Here is a 15,068-nt window from a genome sequence, read left to right on the forward strand (position 1 = left end):
GAATAAGCAAATATATTTTTAAGTAGCTCTCCATAGTTCATTATACTATGACAGTCATATGCTTTTTCAGCGATATGCCCAGCTAAGGATGGTTGATATAATCTCTTAACTTCGGCAACTACACCTTTCGAACTCTTTCATCGGAATCACCCTCAAAAGCTCTACTTATTGCAGTTGCACCTCTACTTGTAAGATTGGGCTGTCATCCTAACGCTTAAATTTAGAAATTCAAGTTTTTTAGTTATAGAACAACTTTTTTATTAACCGTTATTAATAAATGCAAATAAAACATTAAATTTTTATAAGATAATTTGACAAAAAAGCTTTATTGAATAAAAATTATCAGGATTTTAATTATTAGCGCCAAATGTAACTAATCAACAGTGGGAACCAACTATGAGTGATTTCCTGAAAACATTCTTAAATGCACGTAGCTTAAAAGCAGCTACTAAAGAATTGTCTTTGGAACAAATGGAAGAAACCTTGAGCAAATTGGATGCAATTGTTCAAGAACGTCGTGATATTGAACAAACTCGTCAAGCTCAAGAACAAGCTAAACTTGAAAAGCTTAAACAATATAAAGAAATGATGGAACAGGACGGAATTGATCCTTCAGAATTAGTAGAAGTTTTTGAATCAAAAGCTGCTACTCCTGGTCGTCGTAAACGCGCGCCTCTGCCTCCTAAATATCGTTATATTGAAGATGGCGTGGAAAAAACTTGGACTGGTCAAGGACGTACGCCAGCAGTTATCCAACACGCAATCGATAATGAAGGCAAAACTAAAGATGACTTTTTAATCTAATCATCTAAGCCTTTTGAAAAAGCCGGCAGAGTGTCGGCTTTTTTATTTTATCAACAAACTAAAAAAGCCACCCATCAAAGACATTAACATCTTTCACAATTGCTATCTTACATCGTGTGGATATCAGCCAACCTTCCCTATCATTGCCGTTATTAATCGATAGCTTATTACATATATTATGCCAATTATAAAAATTATTTTGTTAATAAGTGATCCAAATTCGCATTTTTAACTCACTAATTATTATTAATACTAACAACTCAGTTGTATTTTCTAACTATATAACTCAAATTTTTTGGCAAAAGGACCATTTAAAGCATAATCAAATGTTACAACACACCAATATACTTGTGTAGCTGAACAGAGAGACGCCAATTTCGTTTAATACATGTTTGAATACATAAATCAGTTGCACGTTGTTGCTGGCTAATTGGTTGCAAGGCTATTTGCGCCTGCGTTGGACAACGAGCTAATAATAAATCCAGAGCATCAATATCGCTTTGACGGCCAACCGGATGCTTCACTTCATTTGCTCTTTGCATCGCACTCGCTAAAACATCCCGCTTACCTCGCATATTAATTTTGGGTGAAACGGTCACAAATGAACGAGCATCAATTTGAATTTCATAGGTACCACTGGTCTCAAGCTGACACATATAACCATTGTCATGAAGCTTCTTAGTCAGAGGTTTTAAATCATACCAACAAGGTTCACCGCCAGTGATAACAATATGCTTTGCCTGATAAGAGCTAACCAGTGCTAAAAGCTCATCAGAGCTTGCCTGAGCCCATCGCTGGCGATCGCCGCTAGGTTGATTCATCTGTTCCAATGGATACTCGTCATCGAGCTCTACAGCCCAAGTATGTTTAGTATCACACCATGGGCATCCAACATCGCATCCTTGCATACGGATGAATACAGCTGGCGTTCCACTGTAAAAACCTTCACCTTGAATGGTCTCAAAAATTTCATTGACACGATAAATTACATCAGACATTTGTCACCTAGACTTATTTGAGCGAAAATCCGTTGTTTATAGAGAATAGTCAATAGAAGCGCAACCCAAATGAAAGAAAAAGTCGTCATTATCTACTCAGGAGGCATGGACTCCTACACCGTTTTAAACAAAGCATTGCGAGAAGGTTATGATGCTTATCCATTAACCTTTGATTATGGTCAGCGCCATAAAAAAGAAATCGATGTTGCCCGTCAGGTGACACAAAGCTTAGGTTTAGAACATAAAGTAATTGATATCACTGCAATTAATCAGTTATTGCAAGGGTCATCCCTTACATCTGACATCGATATTCCCGAAGGTCATTATGCCGAAGAAAGCATGAAATCAACTGTGGTGCCGAACCGCAATATGATTCTGCTCTCATTAGCCATTGGCTATGCCGTATCTATTGGAGCTAGCAAAGTGTATTACGGTGCTCATTCAGGAGATCATGCAATCTATCCAGATTGCCGTCCAGAATTTGTGAACAAGATGAATGATGTCAGTCAGATAGCAAATTATGAACCCGTTGAAATCGTTAGCCCTTATTTACATCAGAGTAAAATAGAAATTCTTAAAGATGGTTTAGCCATGGGCCTTGATTATAGCCAAACCTGGACCTGCTACAACGGCCGGGAGAAAGCTTGTGGACGCTGTGGGGCATGTCAGGAACGTCTTGAAGCATTTGCTAAAAATGGACAAGTTGACCCTCTGGAGTATGAAGATTAAGCAATATTCTAAGTCATATAACTTGTTAGTCAGCGCTACAATCGCTTTTGCAGCGCTGATTCTTCAGCCTTGGGTCAATTCTTTGAGCTGGAATAAACTAGCAATAGAGCATAGCCAGTGGTGGCGCCTCTTAAGTGGCACATTGGTTCATGCTGACTGGCTGCACTGCGCAATCAACTTGGTTGCATTAGCAATCATTAGTCTTTTGTACGCGAAATTATTTAATATTTGGCAGTGGTTGGCACTCATCGCGACCTTGGTGGTTATCAGTAACAGCACATTACTATATTTTACGAATGTAAGTGATTATGTCGGGCTCTCTGGGCTACTACATGGCTTGTTTGTTTATGCTCTATTAAAACAATTTGCTGAGCACAAAATAGAATCAACGTTATTGTTAGGTGCAACGACGATTAAATTGATTCTAGAATATTTTCACCCATCGGGACTAGGCGATCAAAGGTTACTAGGGATGCCTGTGGCAACCAGCGTTCATCGCACGTTTGTTATGATTGCCGTATGCTTGTTTATCGTTATCAAATTAGCTCAATGGCTTAGGGCTAGAATAAACTAGCCCTGACTAGCTGATTAATTTAACGATGCATTAATCGAGTTAACGACCTGAAGAGGATTGTCACTTTGGGTTATAGGACGACCAATAACCAGATAGCTTGAGCCAGCAGCAATGGCTTTTTCCGGCGTCATAATTCGGCGTTGATCATCGTCAGTTTTATCAGTTAAACGAATTCCAGGTGTCACCAATAAGAACTCATCAGGGCAGTATTGACGAAGTAAATGAGCTTCTTGGGCTGAACAAACAACGCCATCTAAACCACAATCAGATGTGAGCAGCGCCAACCTTTTTACCTGCTCAGCCACATCACTAGAATACCCCACTTCCTCTAGGTCGCTTTGTTCCATGCTGGTTAACACTGTTACAGCGATTAGTTTCGGCGCATTGGTGTATCCTTTGAGGGCCTCTTTGGCAGCCATCATCATTCGGCGCCCACCGCTGGCATGAACATTGACCATCCAAACGCCAAGATCTGCAGCTGATTGAACAGCTTTAGCAACTGTATTGGGGATATCATGGAATTTAAGGTCTAAAAAGATCTCAAACCCTAGCGACTGCAACTCTTTGACAAGTTCAGGCCCAAAGCGAGTGAACATCTCTTTACCTATTTTCAAGCGGCAAGATTTAGGCTCAAGTTGGTGGACTAACTCTAGACAACGCTCTTTGTTATCAAAATCTAGGGCGATGATCACTTTAGGGTCTTGCATTAATATTATTCTCCGTCTAATCCACGAACAGGTTTTACAGTGCCCCAACTTTTACAAGAAGGACAATGCCAATACATTGCGTGGCTTGAAAAGCCACATTTCTGACAACGATAACGCGGTCTAATTAACATCTGCCGAGCAACTAAATCTCTTAACGCCTGAAGGCTTTGTCGAGCTTGACCCGGTTCAGCTTGTTGGACATGGTAATCAATTAATTTATGAAAGCCCCGCATGGTTGGTCGGCGTTTAAGCTCATCTAATACCATTCGCTGGGCGGCGCCAATATTATCATGTTCAATTAAGGATGCTAATTTAAGTGTCACAGACGCCCCAGCACCAAGGCGCATCGCGCGTTCTAGATATTCACGAAAACTATTCTCATCCTGTAACCCTTCATAGATTTGCTCAATTAATGGAACATAATCGCTGAGTAAATCCACATCAATTTCGGGCAACTCTTCAATCCAGCGAACGGCCTCTTTATAGTGCTGTTGCTCAACTAAAAACTGAGCCAGATGAAGCCTAGCCCGTACACAGCGAGAGTCATGATGAAGTGCTTTTCGTAAATACCCTTGAACGCGTTTAAAATTACCTGAGGTCTCTTCCTCTAAAGCAAGTTCGCAATAAAAATGGGCAATTTGAGTTTGGATATTAGCTATCCATTGAGAGGGAATTTGTTCACCGATTCCGATAGCTTTGCGCCACTCTCGAGTTTGCTGATACAAAAACAGCAAACTTTTCAGTGCATTTTCGCTATGTTCTGGCTCGTTCGTTAGCTCTAGCAATATCGTCTCAGCTCTATCGAATAAACCAGCAACTTGGTAATCCTTTGATAGCTGAAGCAATGCTAATTGCCGCTGCTCTACGTCTAAACTAGGGCGCGCAATTAAATTTTGGTGAATACGGATGGCTCTATCAACTTCACCGCGTTGGCGAAACAGATTCCCCAACGCTAAATGAGTTTCAATAGTGTCTGAATCAACCTGTAAAAGGTCAATAAATAAGTCAACTGCTTTATCCGATTGATCAGATAGCAGTAAATTCAGGCCAGCGACATATTGTCGGGATAACTGATTAGATTTACGCTTGCGTTGTTGCCTGACACTGCGTTGCCCCATATACCAACCGTAAGCAACTGCAACAGGCAACAGTAAGAACAACAATCCAAACACGGAATATTAATCTCCGCTCTGAAGAGGTTTCGCTTGTTCTAATTCACGCTGCTGTTTACGAAGTTTACGGCGTAAAGACATAAGTTGCAGACGAGTTTTGGTATAGAAAAAGCCTAATCCAAGGCAAGCAATAATAAATCCAATAACAAACATGATCGCCATTAGCCATGATACTCGCAGATCAGAGCTCGCAACCAAATAGTGAACCGAAACTAATTGGTCATTCTGCGCCCCAATTGCCAATGCTAAAACAAAAAAGACGATCACTACCACCAGAATAACTAATGCCTTCAATGACGCTCTCCCAAGAATAAACCAGGTTCACCTTCATCGCATGGCAAGTGGAAACCGGTTGAATTATCGCGGTAGATCTAGATTTACCCGCTCACGCAGCTCTTTGCCAGGCTTAAAATGTGGAACATATTTGCCTGAAAGTTCGACCTTTTCTCCTGTTTTAGGATTACGGCCAACACGTGGAGCTCGATAATGTAATGAAAAACTTCCAAAACCTCGAATTTCTATACGATCCCCATCTTGCAATGAACTTGCCATCTGCTCGAGAATCTCTTTAATAGCCAGCTCAATGTCTTTAGCAGAAAGATTCATATATTTTGTTGCTAGCCGTTCTATCAGGTCAGATTTGGTCATATGCACCCCGAAAGCAATAATTTAAGAACTACTCTCAGTTTAGAATGGAATCAGGGGGGATCAAGTACCCCCCTGAATTTTCACGTTTATTCGCCTTTAGAGGCCGCTTTAAACGCTTCAGCCATAGCGTTACCGATCTGCGCATCTTCTTGCGCATTCAGGCTAGCCATTGCTTCTTTTTCATCAGCTTCGTCTTTCGCACGGATAGACAGGCTAATGGTACGGTTTTTACGATCTACGCCAACAAACTTAGCGTTTACGCTGTCACCGACAGACAATACAGTTGAAGCATCTTCAACGCGTTCACGAGAAAGATCAGCTACACGAATGTAACCTTCAACGCTATCAGCCAATTCAACTGTAGCACCTTTAGCATCAACTGCGCTAACTGTACCTTCAACAATAGCACCTTTTTTCAAACTATCCAGATAGTTATTGAATGGGTCAGCAGCTAATTGTTTAACGCCTAAGCTAATACGTTCGCGTTCTGCATCAACTTGCAGTACAACGGCTTCGATTTCGTCGCCTTTTTTGTATTCACGAACAGCTTCTTCACCAGGAGTATTCCAGCTGATATCTGACAAGTGAACCAAGCCATCGATACCGCCTTCTAAACCAATGAAGATACCGAAATCAGTGATTGATTTAATTTTACCACTAACACGGTCATTTTTAGCATGGTTTTCAGCAAATGAATCCCAAGGATTAGCTTTACATTGTTTCAGGCCTAGAGAGATACGACGACGTTCTTCATCGATATCCAGAACCATAACTTCAACAACGTCACCCACGTTAACAACTTTAGATGGGTGGATGTTTTTGTTAGTCCAATCCATTTCAGAAACGTGAACCAGACCTTCAACACCGTCTTCGATTTCAACGAAACAACCATAATCAGTCAGGTTAGTAACGCGACCTTCCAGACGAGTGCCTTCAGGATAACGGCTAGCAATTGCTACCCATGGATCTTCACCTAGCTGTTTCAGACCCAGTGATACACGAGTGCGTTCACGGTCAAATTTCAGAACTTTAACATTGATTTCGTCACCGACGTTGACGATTTCACTTGGGTGTTTAACCCGTTTCCAAGCCATATCAGTGATATGCAGCAAGCCATCTACGCCGCCCAAATCAACGAATGCGCCGTAATCAGTAAGGTTTTTAACGATACCTTTAACTTCTTGGCCTTCTTGCAGATTTTCCAGCAGCTGTTCACGTTCTGCACTGTGTTCTTTTTCGATAACAGCACGACGAGAAACAACGACGTTGTTGCGTTTCTGATCCAGCTTGATAACCTTGAATTCCAGCTCTTTGCCTTCCAGGTGTGATGTGTCACGAACAGGACGGACATCAACCAAAGAACCAGGCAAGAATGCTCGGATGTTGTTTACTTCAACAGTAAAGCCACCTTTGACTTTGCCGTTGATAACGCCAGTAACAGTCGCTTGCTCTTCGTAAGCCGCTTCCAACTGTACCCAAGCTTCATGGCGTTTAGCTTTCTCGCGAGACAGGATAGTCTCACCGAAACCATCTTCCACCGCGTCCAGAGCTACATCAACTTCCTGACCAACTTCAACTTCCAGTTCGCCGGCGCTGTTTTTGAATTGCTCTGCTGGGATTGCAGACTCGGATTTCAGGCCTGCATCAACCAGAACCATACCGTTCTGAATGGCAACAACAGTGCCTTTAACAATCGAACCGGAACGAAATTCCAGATCGTGAAGAGACTCTTCAAAGAGTTGAGCAAAAGATTCAGTCATGTTTAATTTACATATATAAAAACGACCACCTAGCTATCCCGCTAAATGGGGTTATTTCAACAACTTACAAAATCCATTTTGTAAGTTTCCAATTCCCGAAAAATTATCGGGTTAGTTTCGAGTCGATATAAGCAAAAGCTTGTGTAACGACATCCTCAATACTAAGGTTAGACGAATCGATAACTAACGCATCATCTGCTGGCACCAATGGCGCAACAGCTCGATTGCGGTCTCGGTCATCTCTTGCCTTAATATCATTTAAAAGGTTTTCAACGTTAACACTAATGCCATTAGCTTGCAACTGGTTATAGCGGCGTTTTGCGCGCACTTGTGCGCTGGCATCCAAAAATATCTTTGCACTCGCCTCAGGAAATACAACAGTTCCCATGTCTCGGCCATCTGCGACTAATCCTGGAGCTTGGCGAAAGGCGCGTTGACGGCGTAGTAAGGCTTCACGGACTCGAGGGAAAGCAGCAATTTTTGAGGCTGTTTCACCAGTTTGTTCTAGGCGTAACTCATCAGAAACATTTTCACCCTCAAGGATGACATGCACCAGCGATTGCGTACGCTCAAATCGCACATCCAAATGAGCGGCTAATAAATAAAGCGCTTCTTCATTATCGATATCGACTTTGTGGTGCAAAGCAGCCAATGCCAAAACGCGGTAAATTGCGCCACTATCCAGTAAGTGGTAACCAAGTTTGGTCGCAATTTTCGCACATAATGTTCCTTTCCCTACGCCACTTGGCCCATCAACAGTAATTACGACAGGCAGTTGCTCAGCCATGGAACCTCCATCAATCAAACGAGCATTTGTGGCTATTATACGGGTTTAAGCTCTTCGAGGGCAGTGCCAAAAGCAATTGATTTTGCTTGACGCATCACCTTAAGCACTTCTAAATTGGGATAAATAGTTATTTTTTAATTGGCAAGCTTATGGTAGTCGATGATAAAACTGTTGTTTGGCAATATCGATTTAACGATAGCTTGCCACCTCGCGAACACGACCCACGCAGCCCATGGCAGCGCGACCGTGGCCGAATTCTACATTCTGCGGCGTTTCGCCGATTACAAAATAAAACCCAAGTTCTGAGCATCGGTTATAACGATTTCTATCGAACTCGCCTCACTCATTCTCTTGAAGTGGCACAGATTGGCACGGGGATCATCAGTCAATTGTGTCAATCAGACTATTCGGCGTCAGCACCATTAGCTGATCCGGCATTAATCGAAGGAATTTGTTTAGCTCATGATATCGGTCACCCACCATTTGGTCATGGCGGGGAAATAGCGCTCAATTACATGATGCGCAGCCATGGCGGTTTTGAAGGAAATGCTCAAACATTTCGCATTTTGACCAAACTTGAGCCATACACAAAAGAACATGGAATGAATCTGACACGTCGGACGTTGCTCGGAGTGTGTAAGTATCCAGTATCAATTGATGCGCTTACTCGCAAAACACTACCGGCTCCAGTTGCTAACTTTCGCCAACTTAAAGCAGCCGATTGGCTTCCAGCTAAAGGCCTCTATCAAGACGATAAGCAGCAATACGACTGGCTCGTTGAACCTCTTAACTCAGCTGATTTGGCTTATCTACAGATGATTCGAGGCGATGGCACCACAAAGCATCGAAAAACTTGCCATAAATCATTTGATTGTTCGATTATGGAACTGGCTGATGATATTGCCTATGGGGTTCATGATCTAGAAGATGCGATTGTGATGAACCTCTTTCATCGAGATCTCTGGCAGGAGCATGTTGTCGATAATATGAAATCTCTTGAGCCTTGTTGGCTAAGCGAACACATTGATGAAATAACTTCACAACTTTTTAGCGGCCATCACTATGCTCAGAAAAACGCAATTGGCGCATTGGTAAACGCGTTTATTACCGCTATCAAGATTGATTATGACAAAGTAGTAGAAGAGCCTCTGCTGGCCTATCAAGCAACACTCGAAGAGCCCTATCACAGTGGCTTAAATTATTTAAAACAATTTGTCCTGCATTATGTGATTCGCACTCCCGATATCGAGCAAGTTCGCTATCGTGGGCAGCAAACCGTTATGGAGTTATTTGAAGCATTTAGCAGCGATCCAATGCGCCTACTGCCATTAAATACTAAAGAAAGGTGGCTAAAAGCAGAGCAGGATAATCCTTACCGGATCATTGCTGATTATATTGCCGGAATGACAGATGATTATGCGCTTAAGCTGCATCAGCGGTTATTTGGATAAAAAAAGCCCGGCCAAAATGACCGGGTAAACTAGGGACATCTCGCATTACGCAAGAACAAAAATCATAAATCAGCTTGATTAGGTGACAGGTTGTAGTGAACATAATCACCTGCCATCATTTCGACCAAAAACAGGTCGTGAGCTGAAAAACCTTCACTTTTACGCTCAGTTGAACTGAAACTCAGCGTACCAAATACTGTGTCGCGCACGATAAGTGGAAATCCGATATACGCTTGGATAGAAGTTGCAATCTCCATTTTGCCTAGGCGGAACCGCTCACGAAAACCGGCAGGTGCATTGTAAGTCACACAATTGCGGCCAATCATTACCTGATTACAGAATGTATCTGCTCGGTCAAAGCTATCGCCAGAGACAACGAGATCACAACGGTCAGCATGATGTACAACGGTTAGATGACGTCCACAACAAACGGTCACGATACCGCTTTGCATACCAAGAGCCTGACACCCATCGTTTAACCAGTTATTCCAATCCATCATATCCATCTACCTCATCGCAGGTTGCTGAGCCTATAGATACAAAGGACGTGCCAAACTTCATTAAACTGTCATAAAAATTTGTAACTTATTAATCTACCGATAATTTTTAATAATTAATTTATCTAGAATGTGTTTTAACAAGAAGGTGTCAAAAATTTGCAATTTGCAATTTGCAATGACGAAGCGGGATTAAATTTGCAAATTGCTATGTTTTTAAGTGAGTTAATTAAACATGGCATGCCACGGGCGAAGGATATACAACTCAACGACTGCCCAAACCCTAGCGGGAACTTCCCTCATCCGAGTTCGCCAGTAATAATCAAATGGCGCATCGGCCGCTATTAATCCGACGCTATCGAGATGAAAATAGCGAGCAATAAACAATGCTCGTGCCAGATGAAACCTTTGAGAAATGATAATCAGATGGCTTTGACCAAATACCATCTTGGCATGTTCTATCGAATCGAGCGTGCGAAAACCGGCGTTATCTACTTCAATGATATTGCTTGGAACGCCGCGTTTAACCAAATCGTTATACATGGTTTGCGGTTCATTATAATAACGCGATGCCCTATCACCACTGACAAGAATATGCCGAATTTTTCCTTGTCGATATAACGCCACGGTCTTGAGAACCCGATTCATATAAAATGGGTTTAAACGCTTTCCTACATATTTAGTGGTACCCAAAACCAACGCAGTAGGCTTAGCTGGCACATCTTTGACGCTTTTATATACGAATGGCTGAGTTGACCAGCGCATATACTGATCGATACCAGCAAAAATAATAACAACAACTAAAATAGCTGCACTAAACCATCTTAGGGAACGCTTTACTCGCAATCGTCCTCCGAACGTCCAAAATAAAAAAAGCCCTCGTTATTCAAGGGCCGTTGAACCTTTTATGATTGGCTTTGCAGCAATATTAGGCGGGTTCATTTAACCGCATCCTAAACTTTGTTGCACCCTGCAGGCTTAACTTATTAAGTATTTGCACAATGCGCTGCGTTCAAAATGCGGTTAATTTGAACAAAATTCAATCTCAAAAGCTCAACAGCCTCTTCTAAGGCTTAATCTTATCGTGAAAAATGCTTAGACGCTAACACGCCAACATGCAACTTGGTGAGAAGAACCTTTCAATTGTGGTTTCTCTTTAGCGCATTCATCACTTGCCATCGGGCAACGCGTTCTAAACACACAGCCAGAAGGCGGATTAATCGGCGATGGTAACTCACCTTCAAGCAGCTCAATTGACTTACCACGTTCCAAATCTGGATCAGGAATAGGCACAGCTGTCATCAGCGCTTTAGTGTAAGGATGCGTTGGATTTGTAAACAACTCTGCAGATGTTCCAGTTTCCATTGCATTACCCAAATACATCACCAATACACGATCAGAGATATGCTTAACCACGGATAAATCATGGGCAATAAAGATAAGGCTCAAGCCCATCTCATGCTGAACTTCTTTAAGTAAGTTCACAACCTGCGCTTGAATCGACACATCAAGAGCCGAAACAGGTTCATCACAGATAACCATTTTAGGCTCTAGAATCAATGCTCGAGCAATCCCAATACGCTGACATTGCCCACCTGAAAACTCATGTGGGTAACGGTTAATAACATTAGGAAGCAACCCAACTCGCATCATCATTGATTTTACTTTGTCTTTAACTTCGCGTTTTGACAACTCAGGATGAAAAGTTTTGAGCGGTTCTGCAATAATTTCGCCAATTGTCATTCGTGGATTTAGGGATGCCAAAGGATCCTGAAAAATCATTTGGATGTCTTTACGCGTCTCATGAACAGCTTTGGCACTCGCTTTGGTTAAATCTTGTCCTAACCAAACGACTTTGCCACCGCGCGCGCCCACAAGTCCAATGATAGCTCTGGCAAAAGTTGATTTACCACAACCTGACTCACCAACAACACCGAGCGTTTCACCTTCATAAAGGCGAACAGAAACCCCGTCTACCGCTTTTAGCGTACTGGGTTTAGCCCAAGGCCAACCCCGGCTATTTTTGATATCGAAATAAACCTTAAGATCTTCGACATCTAATAAGACTTTCTTATCGCTCATTTGGAACTCTCCCCACGCCAATCCCAGAAGCATGCCCGTTGCCGCCCATCATCAAACTCTAGTAATTCTGGCGTTTCGCAAGAACATTGCGGCATAACTCTCTCACAACGTTCTTGGAAAGGACAACCTTTGGGCAAACGCAACAAGTTTGGTGGATTTCCTGGAATCGTTGGCAACACATCGCCGTGAGAGTCAAGCCGAGGGATCGCTTTTAACAAGCCTGCGCTATATGGATGTGAAGGTGAATAGAATACTTCGTGAGCACTACCATATTCCATCGTACGACCAGCATACATCACCAGAACTTTGTCACAAATACCCGCAACGACCCCTAAATCATGGGTAATCATGATAATCGCAGTGTTAAAATCATTTTTTAGTTCGTTTAACAGCTGCATAATCTGCGCTTGTACAGTGACATCGAGTGCCGTAGTTGGTTCATCCGCGATTAATAATTGAGGACGACACAATAATGCCATAGCAATCATCACACGCTGGCGCATCCCGCCTGAAAATTCATGCGGAAACATTTGCATGCGTTTTCGTGCTTCAGGCATTTTTACCGCATCTAACATGTGAACAGATTCAGCGTATGCTTCGCCTCTATCCATGCCTTTGTGTAATTTTAAGACCTCAATCAACTGCTCCCCTACTTTCATATACGGGTTTAAACTGGTCATCGGGTCTTGAAAAATCATTGCAACTTTTTCAGCGCGGATCTTGTTTAACTCTTTTTCTGGGAGATTCAAAATCTCCCGGCCTTCGAATTTAGCACTGCCAGAGATAACACCGTTAGAGGCAAGCAATCCCATCAGAGAAAATGCAGTTTGGCTTTTGCCAGAACCTGATTCGCCAACGATACCTAAAGTCTCACCAGCTTTAAGGCTAAAATTCAAATCATTCACTGCGGTAACCGTGCCATCCGGCGTTGAAAATTCAACTCGCAGATCTTTTACTTCTAATAAACTCATGGTTATTCCTTCGTTACCGAGCTGCTGATTTAACGGTCTTTAGGGTCAAGCGCATCACGCAGACCATCGCCAATATAGTTAAAACAAAACAGCGTTATGACCATAAAAATACCAGGGACTAACAATTGCCAAAGAGCAATGTTCATATTCTGAGCACCATCTTGCAGTAATGCCCCCCAGCTAGTCATCGGCTCTTGAACCCCTAATCCTAAGAAACTTAAGAAGGATTCAAGAAGAATCATATTTGGCACCAATAGCGTTGCGTATACAGCGACAATCCCTAAAACGTTAGGAATGACGTGTTTGGTAATGATATTCCAACGAGAAACACCACATACTTCAGCAGCTTCAATAAACTCTTTGTTACGCAAGCTCAATGTCTGGCCACGCACTACCCTTGCCATATCCAACCAAGATACCGCCCCGATAGCGACAAAGATCAACATGATGTCTCGCCCGAAGAAAGTCACGAGCAAAATCACCAAGAACATGAACGGAATGGAATATAAGATTTCCAAAATACGCATCATGATTCGGTCAACCCCACCGCCGACAAAGCCGGAAGTTGCTCCATAAAGAGTTCCAATAACGACCGCAACTAACGCGCCCAGAACTCCAACCAATAGCGAAATCCGACCACCTAAAAGAGAACGGACAAACAGGTCTCGACCTAAAGAATCTGTTCCAAAATAGTGCCCATTTGCAAATGATGGTGCTGAAGACATATGAGCCCAATCCGTCGCATCAAATGGATATTGAGAAAAATAAGGGCCAATCAGTACAAACAAAATAATAAAAATTAAAATTGTTAAACTGATCATCGCCGCATGGTTACGTCGAAAACGACGAAACGCATCTTGCCAAAGACTACGCCCTTCAACTTCCAGCTGATCAGCTAAGTTATCGCTAACCGCTTTGCTGGACTTTTTAGATAACAACATAAACTGGCCGGCTCCCTATATTCGAATTTTCGGATCGACTAACGCTAATAAAATATCGACGATAGCGTTAAAGAAAATAGTCAAAACACCAATGACAATTGTCACCCCAAGAACTAACGAGTAGTCACGGTTTAGAGCCCCATTAATAAATAACTGGCCAATTCCAGGCAGACCAAAAATAGTCTCAATGACAACCGATCCGGTAATAATACCGACAAAAGCAGGCCCCATATATGAAATAACAGGTAATAGCGCAGGTCTTAATGCATGTTTTAAAACCACGCGCAAATAAGGCATCCCTTTGGCTTTAGCGGTTCGAATAAAATCAGAGTGTAGCGTTTCAATCATGCTACCGCGGGTAATCCTTGCAAATGTCGCGACATAAAGCAGCGCCATCCCCACCACAGGCAAAATCATGTGCCGAAAATCTCCACCATTCCACCCTCCAGCTGGCAGAATTTTCAACCATAATGCAAATATATAAACCAATACGGGCGCAATCACGAATGAGGGCATCACCACCCCAATCATTGCCGTAGACATGGTCGTATAATCAAGCCAAGTATTTTGTTTAAGCGCTGATACCGTCCCGACAGCAACACCCATAACAACAGCGAGGATAAAAGCATAAATTCCAATTCGTGCTGATACCGGTAAAGATTGCTGAATCAAAGATGTAACATCCTGATCTTTGTATTTAAATGAAGGTCCCAAATCGCCATGCAGCATATTTTTCATGTAATTGAAATATTGCACAACTAAAGGCTTATCCAAGCCATATTTGGCATTTAGGTTTGCTTCGACAGCAGGAGGTAATTCCCGTTCGCTTGAAAACGGGTTCCCTGGTGCAAACCGCATCATGAAAAATGACACTGTAATCAACACCAGCAAAGTTGGAATCGCTTCCAATATACGCTTGAAAATAAACTTTAACATAAACTAGTCTC

At 42.4% G+C, this 15,068-nt stretch carries 17 protein-coding genes and 1 riboswitch; of the genes, 4 read left to right on the top strand and 13 right to left on the bottom strand.

What is annotated here, in order from left to right; genetic code table 11:
- Positions 1-15: 15 nt before the first annotated feature.
- A riboswitch (Lysine riboswitch) is annotated at positions 16-193 on the bottom strand.
- Positions 194-396: 203 nt separating this feature from the next.
- Positions 397-804, top strand: coding sequence for an H-NS family histone-like protein (locus ABTQ23_RS09300; RefSeq protein WP_408615428.1), 408 nt, complete (start codon positions 397-399; stop codon positions 802-804).
- Between the two features lie 329 nt (positions 805-1,133).
- On the opposite strand, the gene queE is transcribed toward ABTQ23_RS09300, so the two are convergent.
- Positions 1,134-1,802: a 7-carboxy-7-deazaguanine synthase QueE gene (gene queE / locus ABTQ23_RS09305; RefSeq protein ID WP_408615429.1), complete on the bottom strand. Its 669-nt coding sequence runs from the start codon at positions 1,800-1,802 to the stop codon at positions 1,134-1,136.
- Positions 1,803-1,871: 69 nt separating this feature from the next.
- Here queE and queC point away from each other — a divergent pair, with 69 nt between their 5' ends.
- Both queC and rrtA read left to right on the top strand, forming a co-directional pair.
- On the top strand, positions 1,872-2,531 hold the full coding sequence (queC, locus tag ABTQ23_RS09310; RefSeq protein ID WP_408615430.1) for a 7-cyano-7-deazaguanine synthase QueC: 660 nt from the start codon (positions 1,872-1,874) through the stop codon (positions 2,529-2,531).
- On the top strand, positions 2,521-3,105 hold the full coding sequence (gene rrtA, locus ABTQ23_RS09315; RefSeq protein ID WP_408615431.1) for a rhombosortase: 585 nt from the start codon (positions 2,521-2,523) through the stop codon (positions 3,103-3,105). Before queC ends, rrtA begins: the two co-directional genes overlap by 11 nt.
- Before the next feature lie 14 nt (positions 3,106-3,119).
- Here the strand turns inward: rrtA and pyrF are convergent, their stop codons facing one another.
- From pyrF to cmk, 6 genes are all read right to left on the bottom strand, one after another.
- Positions 3,120-3,812, bottom strand: coding sequence for an orotidine-5'-phosphate decarboxylase (pyrF, locus tag ABTQ23_RS09320; protein ID WP_408615432.1), 693 nt, complete (start codon positions 3,810-3,812; stop codon positions 3,120-3,122).
- Positions 3,813-3,817: 5 nt separating this feature from the next.
- Entirely contained in the window at positions 3,818-4,984 is a 1,167-nt protein-coding gene (gene lapB, locus ABTQ23_RS09325) for a lipopolysaccharide assembly protein LapB (protein WP_408615434.1), read from the bottom strand.
- Positions 4,985-4,990: 6 nt separating this feature from the next.
- Positions 4,991-5,278, bottom strand: a complete 288-nt coding sequence (locus ABTQ23_RS09330) for a LapA family protein (RefSeq protein ID WP_408615435.1) — start codon at positions 5,276-5,278, stop codon at positions 4,991-4,993.
- A gap of 63 nt (positions 5,279-5,341) precedes the next feature.
- On the bottom strand, positions 5,342-5,632 hold the full coding sequence (gene ihfB, locus ABTQ23_RS09335) for an integration host factor subunit beta (RefSeq protein WP_408615436.1): 291 nt from the start codon (positions 5,630-5,632) through the stop codon (positions 5,342-5,344).
- Positions 5,633-5,718: 86 nt separating this feature from the next.
- Positions 5,719-7,392 (bottom strand): 30S ribosomal protein S1, encoded by a 1,674-nt coding sequence (rpsA, locus tag ABTQ23_RS09340; RefSeq protein ID WP_408615437.1) that lies wholly within the window; start codon positions 7,390-7,392, stop codon positions 5,719-5,721.
- A gap of 103 nt (positions 7,393-7,495) precedes the next feature.
- On the bottom strand, positions 7,496-8,179 hold the full coding sequence (gene cmk / locus ABTQ23_RS09345) for a (d)CMP kinase (RefSeq protein WP_408615438.1): 684 nt from the start codon (positions 8,177-8,179) through the stop codon (positions 7,496-7,498).
- A gap of 149 nt (positions 8,180-8,328) precedes the next feature.
- On the opposite strand from cmk, the gene ABTQ23_RS09350 reads away from it, so the two are divergent.
- Positions 8,329-9,630, top strand: a complete 1,302-nt coding sequence (locus tag ABTQ23_RS09350) for an anti-phage deoxyguanosine triphosphatase (RefSeq protein ID WP_408615439.1) — start codon at positions 8,329-8,331, stop codon at positions 9,628-9,630.
- 62 nt (positions 9,631-9,692) lie between these two features.
- Here the strand turns inward: ABTQ23_RS09350 and ABTQ23_RS09355 are convergent, their stop codons facing one another.
- From ABTQ23_RS09355 to oppB, 6 genes are all read right to left on the bottom strand, one after another.
- On the bottom strand, positions 9,693-10,130 hold the full coding sequence (locus ABTQ23_RS09355; RefSeq protein WP_408615440.1) for a GAF domain-containing protein: 438 nt from the start codon (positions 10,128-10,130) through the stop codon (positions 9,693-9,695).
- A 222-nt stretch (positions 10,131-10,352) separates the two neighbouring features.
- Positions 10,353-10,973, bottom strand: a complete 621-nt coding sequence (locus ABTQ23_RS09360) for a SanA/YdcF family protein (protein WP_408615441.1) — start codon at positions 10,971-10,973, stop codon at positions 10,353-10,355.
- Between the two features lie 249 nt (positions 10,974-11,222).
- On the bottom strand, positions 11,223-12,209 hold the full coding sequence (gene oppF, locus ABTQ23_RS09365) for a murein tripeptide/oligopeptide ABC transporter ATP binding protein OppF (RefSeq protein ID WP_408615443.1): 987 nt from the start codon (positions 12,207-12,209) through the stop codon (positions 11,223-11,225).
- Positions 12,206-13,180 (bottom strand): ABC transporter ATP-binding protein, encoded by a 975-nt coding sequence (locus ABTQ23_RS09370; RefSeq protein WP_408615444.1) that lies wholly within the window; start codon positions 13,178-13,180, stop codon positions 12,206-12,208. Before ABTQ23_RS09370 ends, oppF begins: the two co-directional genes overlap by 4 nt.
- Positions 13,181-13,209: 29 nt before the next feature.
- Positions 13,210-14,121 carry an oligopeptide ABC transporter permease OppC gene (gene oppC / locus ABTQ23_RS09375; protein WP_408615445.1) on the bottom strand — a complete coding sequence of 304 codons (912 nt, stop codon included), beginning with the start codon at positions 14,119-14,121 and terminating at the stop codon, positions 13,210-13,212.
- A 15-nt stretch (positions 14,122-14,136) separates the two neighbouring features.
- Positions 14,137-15,057 carry an oligopeptide ABC transporter permease OppB gene (gene oppB, locus ABTQ23_RS09380; protein WP_408615446.1) on the bottom strand — a complete coding sequence of 307 codons (921 nt, stop codon included), beginning with the start codon at positions 15,055-15,057 and terminating at the stop codon, positions 14,137-14,139.
- Positions 15,058-15,068: the final 11 nt, after the last annotated feature.

The organism is Celerinatantimonas sediminis, assembly GCF_046054195.1.
Lineage (GTDB): Bacteria > Pseudomonadota > Gammaproteobacteria > Enterobacterales > Celerinatantimonadaceae > Celerinatantimonas.

Coding starts and splice junctions, on each gene's coding strand:
- ABTQ23_RS09300 (WP_408615428.1), top strand. CDS start 397: ATGAGTGATTTCCTGAAAACATTCTTAAATGCACGTAGCTTAAAAGCA.
- queE (WP_408615429.1), bottom strand. CDS start 1,802: ATGTCTGATGTAATTTATCGTGTCAATGAAATTTTTGAGACCATTCAA.
- queC (WP_408615430.1), top strand. CDS start 1,872: ATGAAAGAAAAAGTCGTCATTATCTACTCAGGAGGCATGGACTCCTAC.
- rrtA (WP_408615431.1), top strand. CDS start 2,521: ATGAAGATTAAGCAATATTCTAAGTCATATAACTTGTTAGTCAGCGCT.
- pyrF (WP_408615432.1), bottom strand. CDS start 3,812: ATGCAAGACCCTAAAGTGATCATCGCCCTAGATTTTGATAACAAAGAG.
- ihfB (WP_408615436.1), bottom strand. CDS start 5,632: ATGACCAAATCTGACCTGATAGAACGGCTAGCAACAAAATATATGAAT.
- rpsA (WP_408615437.1), bottom strand. CDS start 7,392: ATGACTGAATCTTTTGCTCAACTCTTTGAAGAGTCTCTTCACGATCTG.
- cmk (WP_408615438.1), bottom strand. CDS start 8,179: ATGGCTGAGCAACTGCCTGTCGTAATTACTGTTGATGGGCCAAGTGGC.
- ABTQ23_RS09350 (WP_408615439.1), top strand. CDS start 8,329: ATGGTAGTCGATGATAAAACTGTTGTTTGGCAATATCGATTTAACGAT.
- ABTQ23_RS09355 (WP_408615440.1), bottom strand. CDS start 10,130: ATGATGGATTGGAATAACTGGTTAAACGATGGGTGTCAGGCTCTTGGT.
- oppF (WP_408615443.1), bottom strand. CDS start 12,209: ATGAGCGATAAGAAAGTCTTATTAGATGTCGAAGATCTTAAGGTTTAT.
- ABTQ23_RS09370 (WP_408615444.1), bottom strand. CDS start 13,180: ATGAGTTTATTAGAAGTAAAAGATCTGCGAGTTGAATTTTCAACGCCG.
- oppC (WP_408615445.1), bottom strand. CDS start 14,121: ATGTTGTTATCTAAAAAGTCCAGCAAAGCGGTTAGCGATAACTTAGCT.
- oppB (WP_408615446.1), bottom strand. CDS start 15,057: ATGTTAAAGTTTATTTTCAAGCGTATATTGGAAGCGATTCCAACTTTG.